Below are 16,222 nucleotides of genomic sequence, written 5' to 3'. Positions count from 1 at the left end.
TCCATCACTGTAGATAACGGGACGGAGTTCACATCGCGCGCCTTAGACGACTGGGCATACCGGCGCGGCGTAAAACTCGATTACACGCGACCCGGCAAACCAACCGATAATGGCTTAATCGCTCGGCCATCTGACCCCAAGCCAGTTCGTCCAAAAGTGGTCAGTGAAACCCAAAGAGGCAACCCCTCTCCAGTTTTAAACCGTCCAATTTCCGGGGGCAGGTCACCCAGTGGGTTAGCCACCCGCTTCAAATGTCCAACTAATCGGGGTCAGTTCATGGTGATAGAAGAGCCTTTTTCCCGTTTCATAGATTGTGTGCTATTGAATGCTCATATATTTGGTTCAGTTAACGTAATTTTGCAATTCAGAATAATTGAATTATAAACAGGCCGTAACACACATCGACGCAATTTAGAAGATGCTGATCGCTGATAAATTATTCGAAGGTGTTGTTGCCGAGTCTATCCGGAATTTTGTGAGTGAGGCATCATGCGAGGTAAACAGCAAGGATATGCCAATGAAGAAGAAACGTACGATTGCCGCACAGGAGGCTGCGCGAGGGCCACTGCCTGAGCTGCCCCAGGAGTTGTTCGATGAACTGGTCAAGGGGCCGATGACGCCTAGCGAGGTCCAGGACCTGATGCTAGCCTTCAATAAGGCGATTATCGAACGGGCCATGGGCGCCAAGATGAACATGCATCTAGGCTATCGACCCGGCCATGCCAAGCCGCCCGAGCAGGCTAACGAGCGCAATGGCGCCAGCGGCAAGACGATCATTACGGATCGTGGCCTCGTACGGGTGAATTTGATTCGAGACCGCGATGGCAGCTTCGAACCAGCTTTGGTCCCCAAGCACGAACGGCGCTTTACCGGCTTCGATGAACAGATCATCGCCATGTACGCTACGACTGGCTAGCTCATCACCTGTTTGATTCTGTGTCCGATATCCAGGGCTTCGCCACGCGCTGGCTCTGGACTTACAATCACGAGCGGCCAAATATGGCCTTGGGCGGCATTACACCAATTCAAAAAATGGCCTTGGCCGCTTAGCCTCTACTTTTAACGACCGTTAAGAATGGGGGCATTACCCTTCGATGCGCTGCGGGTCAAGATTCGCAGCGACGGCGTGGTCAGCAATAAGGCGGTATACCTGGCCCTGGGTATCCAGGCAGATGGCCAGCGCGATGTGCTGGGCTTGTGGATCGAGCAGACCGAGGAGCCCAAGTTCTGGCTCAAACAAGTCGGTGCGTGCCGCCTTCGATTGGAAATCCGCGATGAATCAGTTTGCCATTATGTTCGGTGACCGATTCACCCAGACAAGGGGATAAAAGTTGTTCAACCGCCTTGCCCAAAAAAATACGGATACTCCCGTTCGGGCTCAACCACTTCGCATCTTGGGGTCGGTCAGATAATAAAAAAATGAAACCAGACCAAGTATGACGCAAGGTAATCCTTCGACAACAAACATCCACTGCCATCCAGAAAACCCTCACGCTCCCATAAACTGTGTCATCACCCATGTAGAGAGCGGGCCACCAACGAAGCCAGCAATAGGGCCGGCCAGCATTACGACCGCCATCACTTGCGCCATGCCAATAGGTCAGATAAAAGATCATCCCTGGCGCAAAGCCAGCTTCGAATACGCCAAGTAGGAAACACACAATATAGAACGACGTTTCATTATGGACATACATCACGGAAGCAGAGGCTAAATCCCACAAAATCATGACTCTGCTAATTGTTTTGCGCGCGCCGATACTCGGCATCATCAAATTGCTGGGAATCTCAAACAGCACGTAGCCGATGAAAAATATCCCAGCATCTAGCCCATATACCGCAGCTGAAAAGACCAGATTGCTTTGCATCTGCAATTTCGCAAAGCCGACATTAATTTTGTCCAGATTGGCAAACGTGTAACAGGCCAGCAAGAATGGCAGAATGTGCCATTCTATCCTGGAGTTAAGCCGTCGTAACTTCGATGCCTCTACGTCTTGTTTTATGGCCGACATATCTATATCCAAATGAAGTGGACAAATGATAGGTATGCAGCGTTCACGCAAAAAGATCAATTTATGGCGATCTGGGTTGCATTTTTAGCAACGCTTATCGGTTCCTGTAATTGACAGGTATGAATCGAAAGGCGCCGTCATTATTGCTGCCTATATGGCCAATACCCGGAAAGGGAAAATGCGCACCCGCTACCAACCCGCGGCTCTTAGAGAGAATGGAAAATTGCTTGATTCGCTGCTTGGCAGCCTCGGCCTGATTCACATCGAACTGTATGGTGATCTTGGGTTTCTCAAACTGCATCGATTCAACATGAACAAGATCGCCAATAAAGGTAATGGACTCTCCTTTGCTCTCAATACGGTAGAAGCTATGACCAGGCGTATGTCCCGACGTTGGGATCGAACGAATACCGGGCAGAATCTGCGTGGGGCCTGAGAATGGCTGCAGCTGCGCTGTTTTTATATAAGGTGTAAGGCAGGCGGTTGCCTGCTCGAAATACTCCTTTGGGTAGCCATTGACCCCATCCTGGTTTGCGCTGTTCAGAAACAAATCGACGTCCGGCTTGCCGACATGAATGACTGCGTTCGAAAAGACAATCTTGCCATTGTGAATCAGGCCGCCGCTGTGGTCTGTATGGACGTGAGTCAATAAGACATCATCGATCTGGCTCGGTTCGTATCCTGCTGCTCTCAGATTAGCAATCAGTTTTCCACCCGCACCAGGCCCAAATAGATCACCCGCGCCGGTATCCACCAAGACCAATCTCTTTCCGGTATCGATCACGAACGCGTTGACCGACTCCTCAACGGGGTTGTTCAGAAAAGCGTGGTGCAGATGCCCATCAATGGATTTCTTGTTTACGCCTTGGAGCAGAACGTGTACATCCAGCGGAACGGTGCCGTCGGACAGCGCCGTGATTTCGAAGTCACCAAGACGATAACGATAAACGCCACTTTGCTGAGCCCACATCGCGATCTCGGCGGCAGGCGTTTGTACCTCGGAAGCCGTCGCGACGACAGAGAATGAGCTGGCAATCAAAGCCATCGCTACCAATGTCCTGGCAAACAATTGCAAGTAATAATGCATTAAGATTCCTAAAATTATTGGGAGTTGCTAATCGCGATCAGGCCGTCAACCAGCCATGCTGGAACAAGCTGGCCTTAGCCTCGTCATCCAACTCGGCCTTGAACACATGGCGTGTGCGAAGCTCATTGGCTCGTTGCACGGCGGCCCGACTGTTCAATTCGTCATATAAACGCTTAACGTTCGGAAACCTAACCCAGCCAGCTTCACCCATGAGATAGTCAATTCCTCGGCACCAGCCCCAAAGCGACATGTCAACGATTGTGTAGTGGTCACCCATCATGTAATGGCGGGTGGCGAGTCGTTGATCGATAAGATCCCAATGTCGCTTGGCCTCAAAGGTGTAGCGATTCAGGGCATAGTCATTCGGCTTGGGCGCATAATGCGTAAAATGGATTGCCTGCCCTGTGAAAGGTCCTAGCCCCGTGCCGATCAACATCAGCCAGGACATCAGCTCCGCTTGAGCTGCAGGGCTACGGTCTCCTATGAATCGACCAGTCTTTTGACCCAGATAGAGCAAAATGGCGCTGCTATCAAATAATGTGATGTCTCCATCAGTCAGAGCGGGAACTTTGCCGTTCGGATTGATGGCGCGGTATTCGGGAGTGTGTTGTTCACCGCGTGAGGTATCAACAGGGATCAACTTGTAGTCGATCTCAGCCTCCTCTAGAAATAGTGCGACTTTTGATGGGTTCGGCGTAGGGTGGTAATAAAAACTAATCATGACAGTGTCTCGTGTTAAAAAACATGTCCTAAGTTACGCTCGATTCACGCGGGCAGTTAGTTGGAATTCCCGATATGAGGTATCGCCTACATGGATATAAAGCGCTCTGACCTTCCTTTGCTGATCTCACTCGATGTTTTACTCGACGAACTCAACGTCACCCGGGCGGCCAAGCGGCTGAATATCAGTCAGTCCGCGCTGTCAGGTCAACTCGTGCGCCTTCGAGATCTCTTCAATGATCGCCTTTTGGTTCCATCAGAGAGCGGCCGCGGGATGGTACCTACGCAACGTGCCATTGATCTTCGGCCTCGTTTAAGAGACGCATTGGTCCATCTACGCGACGCGGTCTATTCTGTCCCGTTGTTCGACCCAACCATCGCCAATCGTACATTTGTCGTCGCAGCACATGACAGCGTCTTCACCATGGTGGGCCTGGGAGCTCTGGAAGCTGTGGTCGCCCAGAATAATCCCGGTTTGCGCATTGCCATTATCCCCGCAACGAGTGCTCAGCTGACCGAACAGATGGAGCTTGGCGAGGTTGATCTCTTTTTGGGCGATATTGCCAAAGTGCCAGATTCGCTGAAAGTCCGATTTTTGCTCAGCGACCATTTCCAGATGGCCCAAAGAATCGGACACCCACGGGGCAATACTCGCGCGAAGCTCGATGAATACTGTACGCTACCCCACGTAATGGTTTCACAGTCTGCTCAATTCCATAGTCCGGTAGACGACGTTCTTGCGACGTTGTCCAGATCCCGAAATGTTATCGTCGTCGTGCCGAATTACAACCAGATAGCGGTGGTGCTCGCCCACAGCGAATGTGTGGCTACGCTTCCCAACCAATTACTCAAGCGCTATTCGTCGATTATCGACATCCTTGAGCTTCCTTTCGATATTCCGCCCTTCAACCTGGCCATGGCTTGGCACGCGCGGGCACAGTTCGACGATGGTCATTGCTGGTTACGAAAATGTTTTACCGACGCGGCAGCTTTAATTAGCTAACGTCTCGCTATGCTAGTTTCCACTTCGATGGACGAGGCTTTTTGCGTTGCCCGCGGGATTTTGATAAAAAACTTGACGAAACCCAAGCCGTCTGTGACGGTTCATTGAATTCATGGCAGCATAAATGCCTACTGTCCATCCACCATACCATCACCAGTCAGGAACTTCGCTGACGCAAGAAGGTTTCCGGATCAAGAACAACAAGGAAAATTCATGGCCCATGAGCAAGTAGCCATTCAAACTAGTGACGGCTTGTGCCATGCACATGTCATGTCTCCTTGTGACGGCGGGCCATGGCCTGCAACCATCTTCTACGCAGATGCGGGTGGAATCCGGCCAGCTGTGGTCGACATGGCTCGGCACCTAGCAGACGCGGGTTATATCGTGTTGTTGCCGGACCTTTTTTATCGTTATGGTCCCTATGGGCCGTTGGTGCCAACAGATGTTTTCAAAGGCGATGTGAGAGCGATATTAGGCCCGCTCATGGCTACGACCAGTAACGTCAAGGCGGCAGAAGACACTCAGGCCTTTCTTGACTATGTCGACACACGCGCCGATGTCGCTGGCAGGATGATCGGCGCGGTAGGCTTTTGTATGGGCGGTGGAATGGCGATTACATCCGCAGCCAACTATCCGGATCGTTTCGCTGCGGTCGCCAGTTTCCATGGTGGCAATCTCGCGACCGATGCGCCAAGCAGCCCGCACCTGCTGGCATCAAGATTGAGAGCCGAGGTTTATGTGGCGGGCGCAGAAAACGATGGGAGCTACCCACCGGCAATGGCCGATCGGCTTGAAGCAGCCTTAACTGAAGCCAGCGTGCAGCACCTTGTCGAAACTTATCCCGGTGCCGCGCATGGCTGGATGGTGCCGGACTTCCCGGCTTATGATCAGGTATCAGCCGAGCGTGGCTGGCAGACAATGCTTGCGCTATTTCAAAGAAATTTACGTGAATGATGCTACAGATCCGAAGGCTACTCGGGGACTTTGAGCTGGTTTACTCAGCGCCCACCCACGCCTTGTTGGTCAAGGCTATTAGGTTCACTGGCACGTGGCGATTGCCGACATAATAATGATACATTCCACGGAATGCGGAGCGCCAGTCTTCTAACACGGTGACCAACCCACCCTCTTCAATCAGTGAGCGGGAATAAGCTTAGGATATAGGCGATGTCCAGACCGCCCGTTGCAGCGCCTACCATCAACGCATTTCTGTCCAGCTTCGACACATCTGGCACGTTGAACACCGTAAACTCTGGGCCACAAGGTTTCGAGCAGTAATCAGATGGCCACGTCGTGGCATTGATCTTTAGTCAGCCCTGAACAAATCAGTTCTGGGAACAGGCGGCACACGGATCACGTTGCAGCCGCCTGTCTTTGATCATCGGCACCCAACAGCAACATCATGATCAAAATGTAAAAGTCCGCAGCCGACAGGCGGATGTTGTGGCCGGCGCCACACAGAATGGCGTGCAGGGCATCGCCCAACGCGCCTTCGAGTCAGGTTCGCCCGAGCCTTCCGTCTGACTTTATGTGCCCAATGATCGGCTCAATGGCGCTACGCCGTTTGACCATCGTTTTTAAACCTTTAGCCACGCCCCAGCGTTGACCGAACCGACGGATTCGGATATCCGGCGCCTGCACGCCGCGATAGCCCTTATCCACAATGGCGGTGTGGATCGGCACATCGGCCGACATAGCCATCTGCTCCAGCGCTTCGGCCTGCGTGCGGCCATCGTACGGATTGACCGGCATAGAACATGCAAGGCGTACAGCTTGTTCTTGTCTTTGGTGCGTTGTTCCAGAATCCGATGCTGGCGCGCTAACGTGTCAGGCTTTAGGGATCACTCGGCAGCTCGATTTGCAAATAGGTTTCCCCGGTAAACACCTGCCAATAGAGGTTCTCCACCCAGCCCCACACTAGATCCTCGTCCGACAGGTCAAACGCATGCTGGATTATCGCGCCGTACCGTCTGCACCCATAGCCGGTACTAGCAACTGACACCGTTCATTATTTTCTGTACTTGTGGCGTAAACCTGAGATTTGTACTATCATTAGTTACATGAGAAGAGATAGCAAACTTTCATCAATCCTGCATGTGCTACTGCATATGACACACAGCGAAGGCCCTCTTACGTCCGAGGAATTAGCGCGGTATCTGGTCACTAATCCCGTACTGGTGCGACGCGTACTGGCTGGCCTGCGCAAGCGTGGTTACGTCAGTTCCGACAAAGGCCACGGCGGTGGCTGGACCATAACCTGCGACCTGCATAAGGTGACCCTGTATGACATTTACGAGGCTGTGGGCTCACCAACCATGTTCGCGATGGGCAACCGGGTCGACCATCCAGAATGCCTGGTGGAGCAGGTGGTCAACCAGTCGCTGGCAAGCGCATTCGACGAAGCCGAGGCCTTGCTTGTCAACCGCTTCAGAGACGTCACGCTGGCAGATCTGGCAGAGCGCTTTAACCATCAGTACGCAAAGCACCGAAGAGGAAAACATGAACACCAATTACCCTGCAAATGAGCCCAGCACCGGGCATATATTGGTACTGGGAGCAACCGGAACAACTGGCGGTGAGGTTGCCCGGCAACTCATCACCGCTGGCCACAGGCCAAGATTGTTAGTTCGCGGTGTCTCGCGCGTAAAGGCTGCAGAATTTGAAAACAACGCTGTTATCGTCGATGGTGATCTCCAAGACGATTCCTCAATGACTACAGCGCTTTCAGGCGTCGAGAAGTTATATCTGGCCTGCTCCGGTCTGAGTAATGGTGTCGCCGGGCGATTTCTTGAAAGACGCACAATCGACACCGCACGCAAAGCAGGCGTGAAGCATGTGGTCAAACTGTCCACGTTCAAGGCCGATGATCCGAGCTTGTTGCTTGGCCGATGGCATGGAGATACCGAAAGGCATCTCATCGATTCGGGTATGGCCTGGACCATGCTACGGCCAGCCACTTTTAACACGAATGCACTCTCCATGTGGGCTGACTCCATCAAGAGCCAGGGAGTGTTCTCCCAGCCGACTGGTCATGGGCGATGGGCTTCTATCGACCCTGCGGACATCGCGGCTGTCGCGGTGAGAGCTCTAACAAGCCCCGGTCATGAATCAAAGATATATACGCTCACAGGCCCCGAGTCCATGGACGGATCAGGCTACGCTGCTCAACTCGCGTCGGTGCTGGGCAAATCCGTGTCGTTCATGGATTCTGCGCCTGAACTGCTCAAACAGGCCATGGTGGATTTCGGATTTCCTGAAGACCAGGTAAATGCAGCACTGCAAGTCATGGGCTCCGTGAAGGCGAACGAATGGGATGTTATCTCGAACGACGTCAGTACCGTTCTTGGTCGCCTCCCTGTGAAATTCGATGATTGGACGGCGCGAAATGCTGCAGCATTTTGCTGAGCTACGGCAATAATGACGAGAACACAGAGGAGAAGGCCATGCATACTCATGACGCAACAAACGAATTCGATGCAATCGTCGTTGGTGGTAGCTACGCCGGTCTGTCGGCCGCGATGCAATTGGCGCGTGCACGCCGCCGGGTAGTCGTTATAGATGCAGGCCAGCGCCGCAATCGTTATGCGCGCCATTCTCATGGCTTTCTAACGCAGGATGGCATCGAGGGTTCGACCATCGCCGCTCTTGGGCAAGCACAACTACTGACCTATCCTACAGTCACATGGATAGAGGGAACCGCGGTCAACGCGGTCGCCCATAACGGCGGATTTCGGGTAACAAAGCACGATGGCCAGACGCTACGGGGGCACCGGCTGGTGCTGGCCACCGGAGTCATCGACGAACTGCCCCTAATCGACGGGCTAACTGAACGCTGGGGCCGGCACGTATTCACCTGCCCATATTGTGATGGCTACGAGCTAGAACAGGGCAACATCGGTGTATTGGCAACGAGTGCCTTATCAATGCATCAGGCCCTGATGCTGCCCGACTGGGGAGACGTGACACTATTTCTCAACGGCGCATTCGAGCCGGACGAGACTCAACTGATCGCGCTGGACGAACGCAATGTAACAATTGAGCGTGCTCTGGTGCGGCGCGTCACTGGGAAAGCCGATGTCGAAATGCGTGACGGCCGCACACAATCTATGGATGGCCTATTTGTGATCGGGCGCACCCGCATAGGCAGTCCGATCGCTGAGAAACTGGGTTGCGCAATTGAACAGGGCCCTATGGGCCCGTACATTCGCACGGATCAGAAAAAAGCCAGCACAGTAGCCGGTGTCTATTGCTGTGGCGACGCAGCAAGCATGTTTCCCGGCGTACCGCATGCAGTTGCCGATGGCGCCATGGCTGGCGCGGCTGCGCACCAATCTCTAGTCTTTGGCACGGTCGCTACGCAGACTTTGAAAAATGAGTAGCTTCGGAATCGATTACAGTCGAGTAGGCAATGGCAGACATTTCCTCCGGCACCGGTCCACACGTTGTTTTCTCCGGGAGGCGCACTGGCATCTTCACCTCTGACAGTCTTGCACCCGTTCACAATCGCCACACGCGCGATATATCTGCCGATATCGCCAGAGATTGTAAGAATATCCTGCGAAGATCGCTTCAAGCCGGATATATCGATAAGAGAGTCCTGTTCGCGACTCCAGCGCGTACCCCGCAACGGGTAATCGTCTCGCCTGTGATCGCGAACATGGCGTTAGATGGGCTTGAGGCAGCAGCCTATGCAAGCGTGGGATCGTCCAAACTGTCCCGCAGCAATGCCCAGCTCAACGTCATCCGCCATGCCGATGACTTTATCGTGACTGGCGTGTCGAACACTGTGCTCGAATTTGTTCATCTGACATCGCGACATTCAATTCGCTCGCCGTCAGTCGGACTTAGTCGGCGCTTCCTTGAAAGTACCCACAGGCCTCTATTGGCCTACTTCAAACGTCTTTCAAGCGTTGCTCTAGCAGTTTGATGAAGGCGCATACCAATTCTGGCAGGCGACGGCCCGCCAGCGTTTGAATCTGGATGCTACGGATCATTCCAGGTTCGCGTAATTTAATACAGAGCAAAGGATCACGTTGCTTGCGATTTATGACCGATACGGCACTTGCTATCGTTAGCCCCCCTCCATATTGCACGAAATTAAATAATGTCTCGAAGCGATTGCATTCCAGCACGGGCTCCAACACAATTTGCCGATTACTACAGGCAATGTCGAAGAGTTGGCGTACTGTGGTTTCGGGCCCTGGCAGCGCAATAGGAAACCCCTGCAATTGCTTGAGCGTTACAGACTGCAGCTTCGCCAGCGCGTGGTCGCTTCGCATCACAGCAACAACACTCGCTGTCTGCACATAGTCCACCCGAATGTCTTTGTGTGCTGTGCGACTGTAGGTGAGTCCCATATCGGCCTCGCCGCGAAGCACAAGGTTAGTCACATCGGTGGGCTTCTCGACCTGTAGCGTGAATTTAGTGCCGGGATACTGCTCTCGGAAGGCAACCATCGCGGCGGGTAACAGATCAATCGCAAAACCTCCAGCTCCGGTCAGGCGAATATGCCCATTGCGCATGTCCTGTAACGCGTCAATGGCGGATACGATCTCAGCGGCATCCAGCGATACACGTAGTGCGTAGCTAGCCAGCACCTGTCCAGCCCCATTGGGCTGCATGCCACGCGGCATGCGATCGAACAACGTCGTCCCCAGGATCTCCTCCAGGGTCGATACCTGACGGCTTACTGCGGATGCGGAGACATGCAGGTATTGGGCGGCCTCGCTAATCGAACCACGTCGTACCACCTCTAAGAAATACCGTAGTGCCGTGTCTTGCAACAGATTTATTTTGTTCATGGGTGGATTCTTTCTGGTTTGCGTAAAACGCAATGCTCACGTCGAAAAATTGAAATTGGCACAAACCTAATTAGACCGTAAGCTAGTTACATCAGCAATAGCATCGAACTTTATGAAACCACTGTCTCCAGAAACGACACCAATGGAAAACCTCCCATTGAAGCCCTCTGTGGTCAATGACTTTAGCGGCATTGTGACCATGGATGCGGTATCTCTAATGGAAGCGATCCATAAGCGCACATTGTCATGCGTTGAAGTCATGCAGGCTTTCCTGGATCGTATTGACAACTGCAACGAGCAGCACAATGCGCTGGTTGCGCTTGAAGACCCGGATTGCGTACTAAAGCAGGCACAAGAGAAAGATCAGCAGTTGCTGCGTGGTGAAACCTGTGGGCTGATGCATGGCTTTCCTCAGGCGCCTAAGGATTTAATGCCCGTCAAAGGCATGCTGACCACGCGTGGATCACTCGTGTATCGAGCCAATATAACCAACAATGACGCCGTAGCCTTTGCCCGCATGCGTGAAGCAGGAGCCGTGTTCATTGGTCGCTCCAACACGCCTGAGCTTGGCCTTGGAGGGCATACTTACAACCGGGTTAACGGTATCACCCGCAATGCTCACGACACAGCGCTGTCTGCAGGTGGAAGCAGCGGGGGATCGGCTGTCGCCGTGGCGCGTTGTATGTTGCCCGTAGCCGACGGCAGCGACACAATGGGATCGCTGCGCACGCCGGCGGCATTCAACGGTGTGTTCGGCCTTCGTACTACGCCGGAACTCATTCCGCACGGCATACAGGACAAGTCCGTGTGGCCCGTGCTTGGCGTGTGCGGACCCATGGCGCGTACCGTTCCAGATTTGGCATTATTGCTTTCCGTACAGGCCAATTTCCCTGCCTCGCTGCCATTCAGTCGTAACGCTCAGGCGTCAACGTTTATCAAACCTTTGCAACGTGATTTCAAAGGTGTGAAGGTCGCGTGGCTGGGAGATCTTGCGAACCGTATTCCGATGGATCCAGGCATGCTGCAGGCTTGCGAGTCAGCAATGCCATTATTCCAAGACCTCGGTTGCCATCTGAACGCCACCGTGCCTGCATTCGACTATGAAGCCTTATGGGAGTCATGGATTACGCTACGCAGCTTTCTACTCTATCGCGCCAATGCTTCGATTTTGCATGACCCGGCGCAGTGGGCGCTAACCAAGCCAGAAGCGCAATGGGAACTACAGCGAGGCATGCATATTAATGACACGCAACTGAAGTTCGCACTGCACGTTCGCGATGCATGGCGCAGCACTCTGGACACCACGTTCAGTGATTACGATTTCATTCTCTTGCCGGCAGTTCAAGTGTTTCCTTTTGCAGTTGAACAAAACTGGCCCAAATTGATTGCCGGGCAGCATATGGACACCTATCACCGTTGGATGCAAGTGTCGATTTTCGCCTCAATGGGCGGCGTTCCCGCCTTAAGCGTCCCAGTGAATGGGCATAGTCGGACACGTATGGCGGGGCTTCAGATACTGGCGCGGCCGCACGCAGAGCTTTCTTTGTTGCAACTGGGGTTTGCCTACGACGAGGCACGCCGTTTTTCCATGCCACCCCGTATGGGGTAGCTGCTACTTCTCAGATGGTTTATCAAAACCACGATTAAGGGACAAACTATGTATCGATTTCTATCGCGTATTTTGCGCTTTGCCGTAGTCTGCCTGCTCGGAGCCGCCTGCTCCGCCCATGCAAGCGGTTACCCCCACAAGCCGGTGGTCATTGTCGTTCCCTTTGCTGCTGGAGGGGCTACGGATCAGCTCGCACGGCTGTTGGGCCAACGCCTCGGTGAAGTTCTCGGGCAGCCGTTCATAATCGAGAATAAACCCGGAGCGGGGACCGTCATTGCTGCGGCCGGAGTGGCCAGAGCAGCCGCCGACGGGTATACATTATTCTTGGCTCCGAACTCAACGTTGACGCTGAATCCGGCTCTACGAACACAGATACCCTACGATCCGATAAAGAGCTATTCGTTCATCGGTCAGGTAGCGACACTGGATATGGTGCTTGTCGCCAATATTAATGAACCTGAACGCACGCTTCAAGACATGTTGGAACGAGCTCGATCGCGACCCCAGTCACTCTCTTATGGGTCGTTCGGTGTCGGCACGACAGCAAATTTCGGTGGTGAAATGCTTAAGGCTGCGGCCCACGTGGACATCATGCACGTTCCGTTTAACGGCAGTACGCCTAATCTGACTGCGGTCATTGGCAATCAGATACCTTTGGCGGTAGATACGATTGTAGCTACGCTGCCCTTTATCAGGGCTGGAAAAATGCGCGCTATTGCGATTTTGTCGCCGCACCGACCGGCGCTGTTACCCGATGTGCCGACAGTGGCTGAAAGTGGTTTCCCTGGGTTTGAGCTGATGTCATGGCTTGCGTTAATCGCGCCCGCAGGGATACCCGAGCCTGTTCGTCTCACGCTAGATACGGCGTTACAAAGTGTCCTGGCCGAAGCCAATATGCAGAAACAGCTAAGGAACTTAGGATTGACTCCTGCTTACACGCCTGGCGTCGATGTGTTGGCAAAAATTCGCAAGGAGCTTCCACTGATGCAAAAGGTTGCCGCATCAGCACATATGCCAACGCAATGATATTTGAAGATTCGCAAGGGAATCAGCGCCAGACCGGTTTTGATATGCGTTGCTCCGCGAAACCGCAATGTGCCGAGCAAAGCGGTGTGTGGGCTGCAAGAGTGCTTCTTAACGCGTTAGTCTCAACAAGCTGATGGCAGACTCACTCTCGAACTGAGGGCACTGCCAGAGTTATAGGCAGCAAGAATCAATGCAGATACTAAAGCTAATCCATGAACACCAAAGCAGCGAAATCGAATAGCAAGACGAATGATCTTTTTGCACGCCTGATCCGCGGTGACTGGAGCATCTTCAGGAAGTCTCGTTCGGGCACTTCTGGCGGCGATGAGACTCTGGATCTGGGTAGCATTGGCGAGGCGCTTCTCTCTCGCCGAGGCGAAGCCTCCGGAACCATGCTGGCCCAGCGGCTCCTTGACAATTTCGAGCACTCAACGCGTGAGGCTCAGTTGGAATTTTTCTTGAAGCTTGCAGAAGGGTTCGGTGTGGCCACTGACAAATTTCAGGAGGCCATGCTTGGTTACCAACAGTCGCCATCGGACGAGATGCTGCTCAGACTGTACAAAGCGACTGAGCCGCGTCGTCAGGAGCTGATTCGACGCATGAACTATTCCTCCGGCGGGACACATCGCCTCATTAAGATGCGGGAAACTCTGCTGAGTTTCATTGATGAACATCCGGAACTCGCTGCCGTGGATTCCGACTTCCTTCATCTGTTCATATCGTGGTTCAACCCCGGGTTCCTGGAAATGCGGCCTATGGACTGGAGCACGCCGGCGAATATCCTAGAACGGCTCATCAAGTATGAAGCAGTACATGCCATCCAGGATTGGAACGACTTGCGTAACCGTCTCGATCCGGCCGATCGGCGCTGCTTCGGTTTCTTTCACCCGCAGCTTGCTGAGGAGCCTCTCATTTTTGTAGAAGTAGCGCTGACGACTGATATTCCCACGTCAATCCAGAAGCTTCTACACGCCGAGCGCACACCCACACAAGCCAGCCATGCAACGACAGCCGTTTTCTACTCCATTTCCAATACGCAGAAAGGTCTCGCGGGTGTCCCGTTCGGCAGCTTTTTGCTCAAGCAGGTCATAGAGTACCTCCAGCACCAAGTTCCCAATCTGAACACCTTTGTCACGCTGTCACCTGTACCAGGCTTTGCCCGCTGGCTTGACAAAGAGCGCGCCGACGCGCAGTCGGAGCTTCTTACGGAGGCAATTCGGGAGCCACTGAATAGGCTGGAAGCCGCTGACTGGCATACCGACAAGGAAAAGGCGGCATCCGTCCGCACCGCTCTGCTCGAAAGCGCGCGAGCCTACTTCCTGCTGGCCAGGAGTTCACGCGGCACAGTGGTGGATCCGGTGGCAAGATTTCATCTTCGCAATGGAGCGGAACTGCATCACCTGAACTTTCTCGGTGACATCTCAGAAAAGGGCCTCAGGCAATCCTGCGGCCTGATGGTGAATTATCTCTACCGCCCGAGCGACATCGAACGGAACCATGAGGCGTTCGTCGAACGAAGCGAGATTGTTGTGTCAAGAGCCGTCACCGGAAAGTTGTGAGCATGGATGGGCCTGGTCGTTATTTTTACATGTCAGATGGAGAGTCATTATGAGTTTACCGTTAGCGGGACTTAAGGTGCTGGATTTGTCGCGGGCATTGTCCGGACCCTTCAGCACCATGATCTTGGCTGATCTGGGTGCCCAGGTCATCAAGGTTGAGCCGCTACCGAATGGGGATATGACCCGTGGCTGGGGGCCAATCGACCGTGAAGGGATCAGCGTTTACTATTTGAGCGCCAACCGTAACAAGGAGGGAGTCGCCGTCAATTTCCGGGATCCAGAAGGGCTGGCACTGCTGCGCAGGCTGGCGGTTCGCTCTGATGTGGTCATCGAAAATTTCAAAGTAGGCACCATGGAATCTATGGGGATGGCTTATGAGGAACTTGTGAAGGATAATCCTCGGCTCATCATGGGCTCGATTTCTGGATTCGGACGGGAAGGACCTGCCAAGGGCTGGGCAGGTTTCGATCAGATCGCGCAGGGGTATGCCGGGCTTATGAGCCTCACGGGCATGCCAGATACAGGCGCCACGCGTGTGGGTGTGCCGATCGGCGATCTGACTGCGGGCATGTGGCTCGCCATAGGCGTCCTTGCCGCAGTTGCCGCACGTGATCGCACTGGAGTCGGCCAGCATGTGGATACGTCTTTATTGGCAGGCTTGATGGCCCTGCTGAGTGTGCAGGGTCAGCGCTACTTGAACTTGGGCGAAGTGCCCACGCCCAATGGAAACGCTCATCCGGTGCTGGCTCCATACGGTACGTTCGAGACCGCCGACGGCCCGCTAAACCTTGCGCCAGCGACAGAAGCGATGTGGACGCGTCTGTGCGAGCTTCTGGGTCTAGATGACTTACCTCTAGACTCACGCTTCCTCACCAATACCAAGCGCATGGAAAACAGCGTGGAGCTCAAGCGCGTGCTGGAAAGCCGTCTTCGCTCCGGCCTGCGAGACGAATGGTCGAGTCTTTTCAGCGCCAATGGCATTCCCGCCGGCCCCATCAACGACTTGAAGAATGTGTTCTCCGATGCACAAGTTGTTGCATGCGGAATCGTGGAGCAAATTACACATCCCGTTCTCGGGCCGTTGTCTATGGTAGGGTCCGCACTAAGGTTTTCTGGGAATTCACCCCACCGCAGCGTACGCACCCATGCCCCGCTGTTGGGAGAGCATACTGAGCGGGTGTTGGGTGAGTATGGCTTGTCCGCAAACGAAATATCGGTCTTGCAGCGCAATGGTGTGCTGCATTAGGAAGCATCTGTGAAAGCCATCACTTTTGATTTCCTTGGTGGTGTTGCGCGCAAAGTAATAATGAGCCACTTCGCGCAAAGTAAAACCGAACCACTTTTCCGTAAAGTTAGCCTTTTGTGCGCGAAGGCTGACGATGCTTCAGAAGGATCAGTGGATGTCCAT

Annotated in this window: 14 protein-coding genes and 5 pseudogenes; 14 read left to right on the top strand and 5 right to left on the bottom strand. The window is 53.6% G+C overall.

Going from position 1 to position 16,222, the window contains the following annotated elements; all coding sequences use genetic code 11:
- The 4 pseudogenes from ERE07_RS21480 to ERE07_RS22140 form a co-directional block, all read left to right on the top strand.
- A pseudogene (locus tag ERE07_RS21480) lies at positions 1 to 120 on the top strand (IS3 family transposase); the annotation flags it as partial.
- A gap of 556 nt (positions 121 to 676) precedes the next feature.
- A pseudogene (locus tag ERE07_RS22455) lies at positions 677 to 904 on the top strand (transposase); the annotation flags it as partial.
- Positions 889 to 1,050, top strand: a pseudogene (locus ERE07_RS21470) (integrase core domain-containing protein); the annotation flags it as partial. The pseudogenes ERE07_RS22455 and ERE07_RS21470, both read left to right, overlap by 16 nt.
- A 37-nt stretch (positions 1,051 to 1,087) precedes the next feature.
- A pseudogene (locus ERE07_RS22140) lies at positions 1,088 to 1,237 on the top strand (transposase); the annotation flags it as partial.
- Here ERE07_RS22140 and ERE07_RS21460 read toward each other — a convergent pair.
- From ERE07_RS21460 to ERE07_RS21450, 3 genes are all read right to left on the bottom strand, one after another.
- Complete coding sequence (locus ERE07_RS21460; RefSeq protein ID WP_425331003.1) at positions 1,233 to 2,009, bottom strand: MFS transporter; 777 nt, start codon at positions 2,007 to 2,009, stop codon at positions 1,233 to 1,235. The pseudogene ERE07_RS22140 and the gene ERE07_RS21460 sit on opposite strands and share 5 nt — an antisense overlap.
- 94 nt (positions 2,010 to 2,103) lie before the next feature.
- Positions 2,104 to 3,096, bottom strand: coding sequence for an MBL fold metallo-hydrolase (locus ERE07_RS21455; RefSeq protein ID WP_130011061.1), 993 nt, complete (start codon positions 3,094 to 3,096; stop codon positions 2,104 to 2,106).
- 37 nt (positions 3,097 to 3,133) lie between these two features.
- Positions 3,134 to 3,817 (bottom strand): glutathione S-transferase family protein, encoded by a 684-nt coding sequence (locus ERE07_RS21450; protein ID WP_130011060.1) that lies wholly within the window; start codon positions 3,815 to 3,817, stop codon positions 3,134 to 3,136.
- Positions 3,818 to 3,907: 90 nt separating this feature from the next.
- Between ERE07_RS21450 and ERE07_RS21445 the strand changes: the two genes are divergently transcribed.
- A complete protein-coding gene (locus ERE07_RS21445) occupies positions 3,908 to 4,819 on the top strand; it encodes a LysR family transcriptional regulator (RefSeq protein WP_130011059.1) in 912 nt (303 codons plus the stop codon).
- Positions 4,820 to 5,032: 213 nt separating this feature from the next.
- Positions 5,033 to 5,773 (top strand): dienelactone hydrolase family protein, encoded by a 741-nt coding sequence (locus ERE07_RS21440; protein ID WP_130011058.1) that lies wholly within the window; start codon positions 5,033 to 5,035, stop codon positions 5,771 to 5,773.
- 399 nt (positions 5,774 to 6,172) lie between these two features.
- Here the strand turns inward: ERE07_RS21440 and ERE07_RS22135 are convergent.
- Positions 6,173 to 6,648 (bottom strand): annotated as a pseudogene (locus ERE07_RS22135) (IS5/IS1182 family transposase); the annotation flags it as partial.
- A 231-nt stretch (positions 6,649 to 6,879) separates the two neighbouring features.
- On the opposite strand from ERE07_RS22135, the gene ERE07_RS21430 reads away from it, so the two are divergent.
- From ERE07_RS21430 to ERE07_RS22130, 4 genes are read left to right on the top strand one after another with little or no spacing between them, the layout of a single operon-like run.
- Positions 6,880 to 7,344 (top strand): RrF2 family transcriptional regulator, encoded by a 465-nt coding sequence (locus ERE07_RS21430; RefSeq protein WP_130011057.1) that lies wholly within the window; start codon positions 6,880 to 6,882, stop codon positions 7,342 to 7,344.
- Positions 7,319 to 8,224 (top strand): SDR family oxidoreductase, encoded by a 906-nt coding sequence (locus ERE07_RS21425; protein WP_130011056.1) that lies wholly within the window; start codon positions 7,319 to 7,321, stop codon positions 8,222 to 8,224. The genes ERE07_RS21430 and ERE07_RS21425 overlap by 26 nt, the downstream gene beginning before the upstream one ends.
- A 38-nt stretch (positions 8,225 to 8,262) precedes the next feature.
- A complete protein-coding gene (locus tag ERE07_RS21420; RefSeq protein ID WP_130011055.1) occupies positions 8,263 to 9,198 on the top strand; it encodes an NAD(P)/FAD-dependent oxidoreductase in 936 nt (311 codons plus the stop codon).
- Between the two features lie 29 nt (positions 9,199 to 9,227).
- On the top strand, positions 9,228 to 9,746 hold the full coding sequence (locus tag ERE07_RS22130) for an RNA-dependent RNA polymerase family protein (protein ID WP_245153829.1): 519 nt from the start codon (positions 9,228 to 9,230) through the stop codon (positions 9,744 to 9,746).
- Here the strand turns inward: ERE07_RS22130 and ERE07_RS21410 are convergent.
- Positions 9,712 to 10,620: a LysR family transcriptional regulator gene (locus ERE07_RS21410; protein ID WP_130011054.1), complete on the bottom strand. Its 909-nt coding sequence runs from the start codon at positions 10,618 to 10,620 to the stop codon at positions 9,712 to 9,714. The two genes, ERE07_RS22130 and ERE07_RS21410, sit on opposite strands and share 35 nt — an antisense overlap.
- 142 nt (positions 10,621 to 10,762) lie before the next feature.
- On the opposite strand from ERE07_RS21410, the gene ERE07_RS21405 reads away from it, so the two are divergent.
- From ERE07_RS21405 to ERE07_RS21390, 4 genes are all read left to right on the top strand, one after another.
- Positions 10,763 to 12,229 carry an amidase gene (locus ERE07_RS21405; protein ID WP_130011062.1) on the top strand — a complete coding sequence of 489 codons (1,467 nt, stop codon included), beginning with the start codon at positions 10,763 to 10,765 and terminating at the stop codon, positions 12,227 to 12,229.
- A 48-nt stretch (positions 12,230 to 12,277) separates the two neighbouring features.
- The gene (locus tag ERE07_RS21400; RefSeq protein WP_130011053.1) at positions 12,278 to 13,255 is read left to right on the top strand and encodes a Bug family tripartite tricarboxylate transporter substrate binding protein; all 978 of its coding nucleotides are present in this window, start codon (positions 12,278 to 12,280) and stop codon (positions 13,253 to 13,255) included.
- Positions 13,256 to 13,467: 212 nt separating this feature from the next.
- Positions 13,468 to 14,814 carry a malonyl-CoA decarboxylase gene (locus ERE07_RS21395; RefSeq protein WP_130011052.1) on the top strand — a complete coding sequence of 449 codons (1,347 nt, stop codon included), beginning with the start codon at positions 13,468 to 13,470 and terminating at the stop codon, positions 14,812 to 14,814.
- A gap of 49 nt (positions 14,815 to 14,863) precedes the next feature.
- On the top strand, positions 14,864 to 16,060 hold the full coding sequence (locus tag ERE07_RS21390) for a CaiB/BaiF CoA transferase family protein (RefSeq protein ID WP_130011051.1): 1,197 nt from the start codon (positions 14,864 to 14,866) through the stop codon (positions 16,058 to 16,060).
- Positions 16,061 to 16,222 lie beyond the last annotated feature (162 nt).

This window comes from Allopusillimonas ginsengisoli, from assembly GCF_004153455.1.
Classification (GTDB): Bacteria; Pseudomonadota; Gammaproteobacteria; order Burkholderiales; family Burkholderiaceae_B; genus Allopusillimonas; species Allopusillimonas ginsengisoli.
The sequence above is the reverse complement of the archived record's forward strand: the minus strand, read 5'-3'. Positions and strand labels throughout refer to the sequence as shown.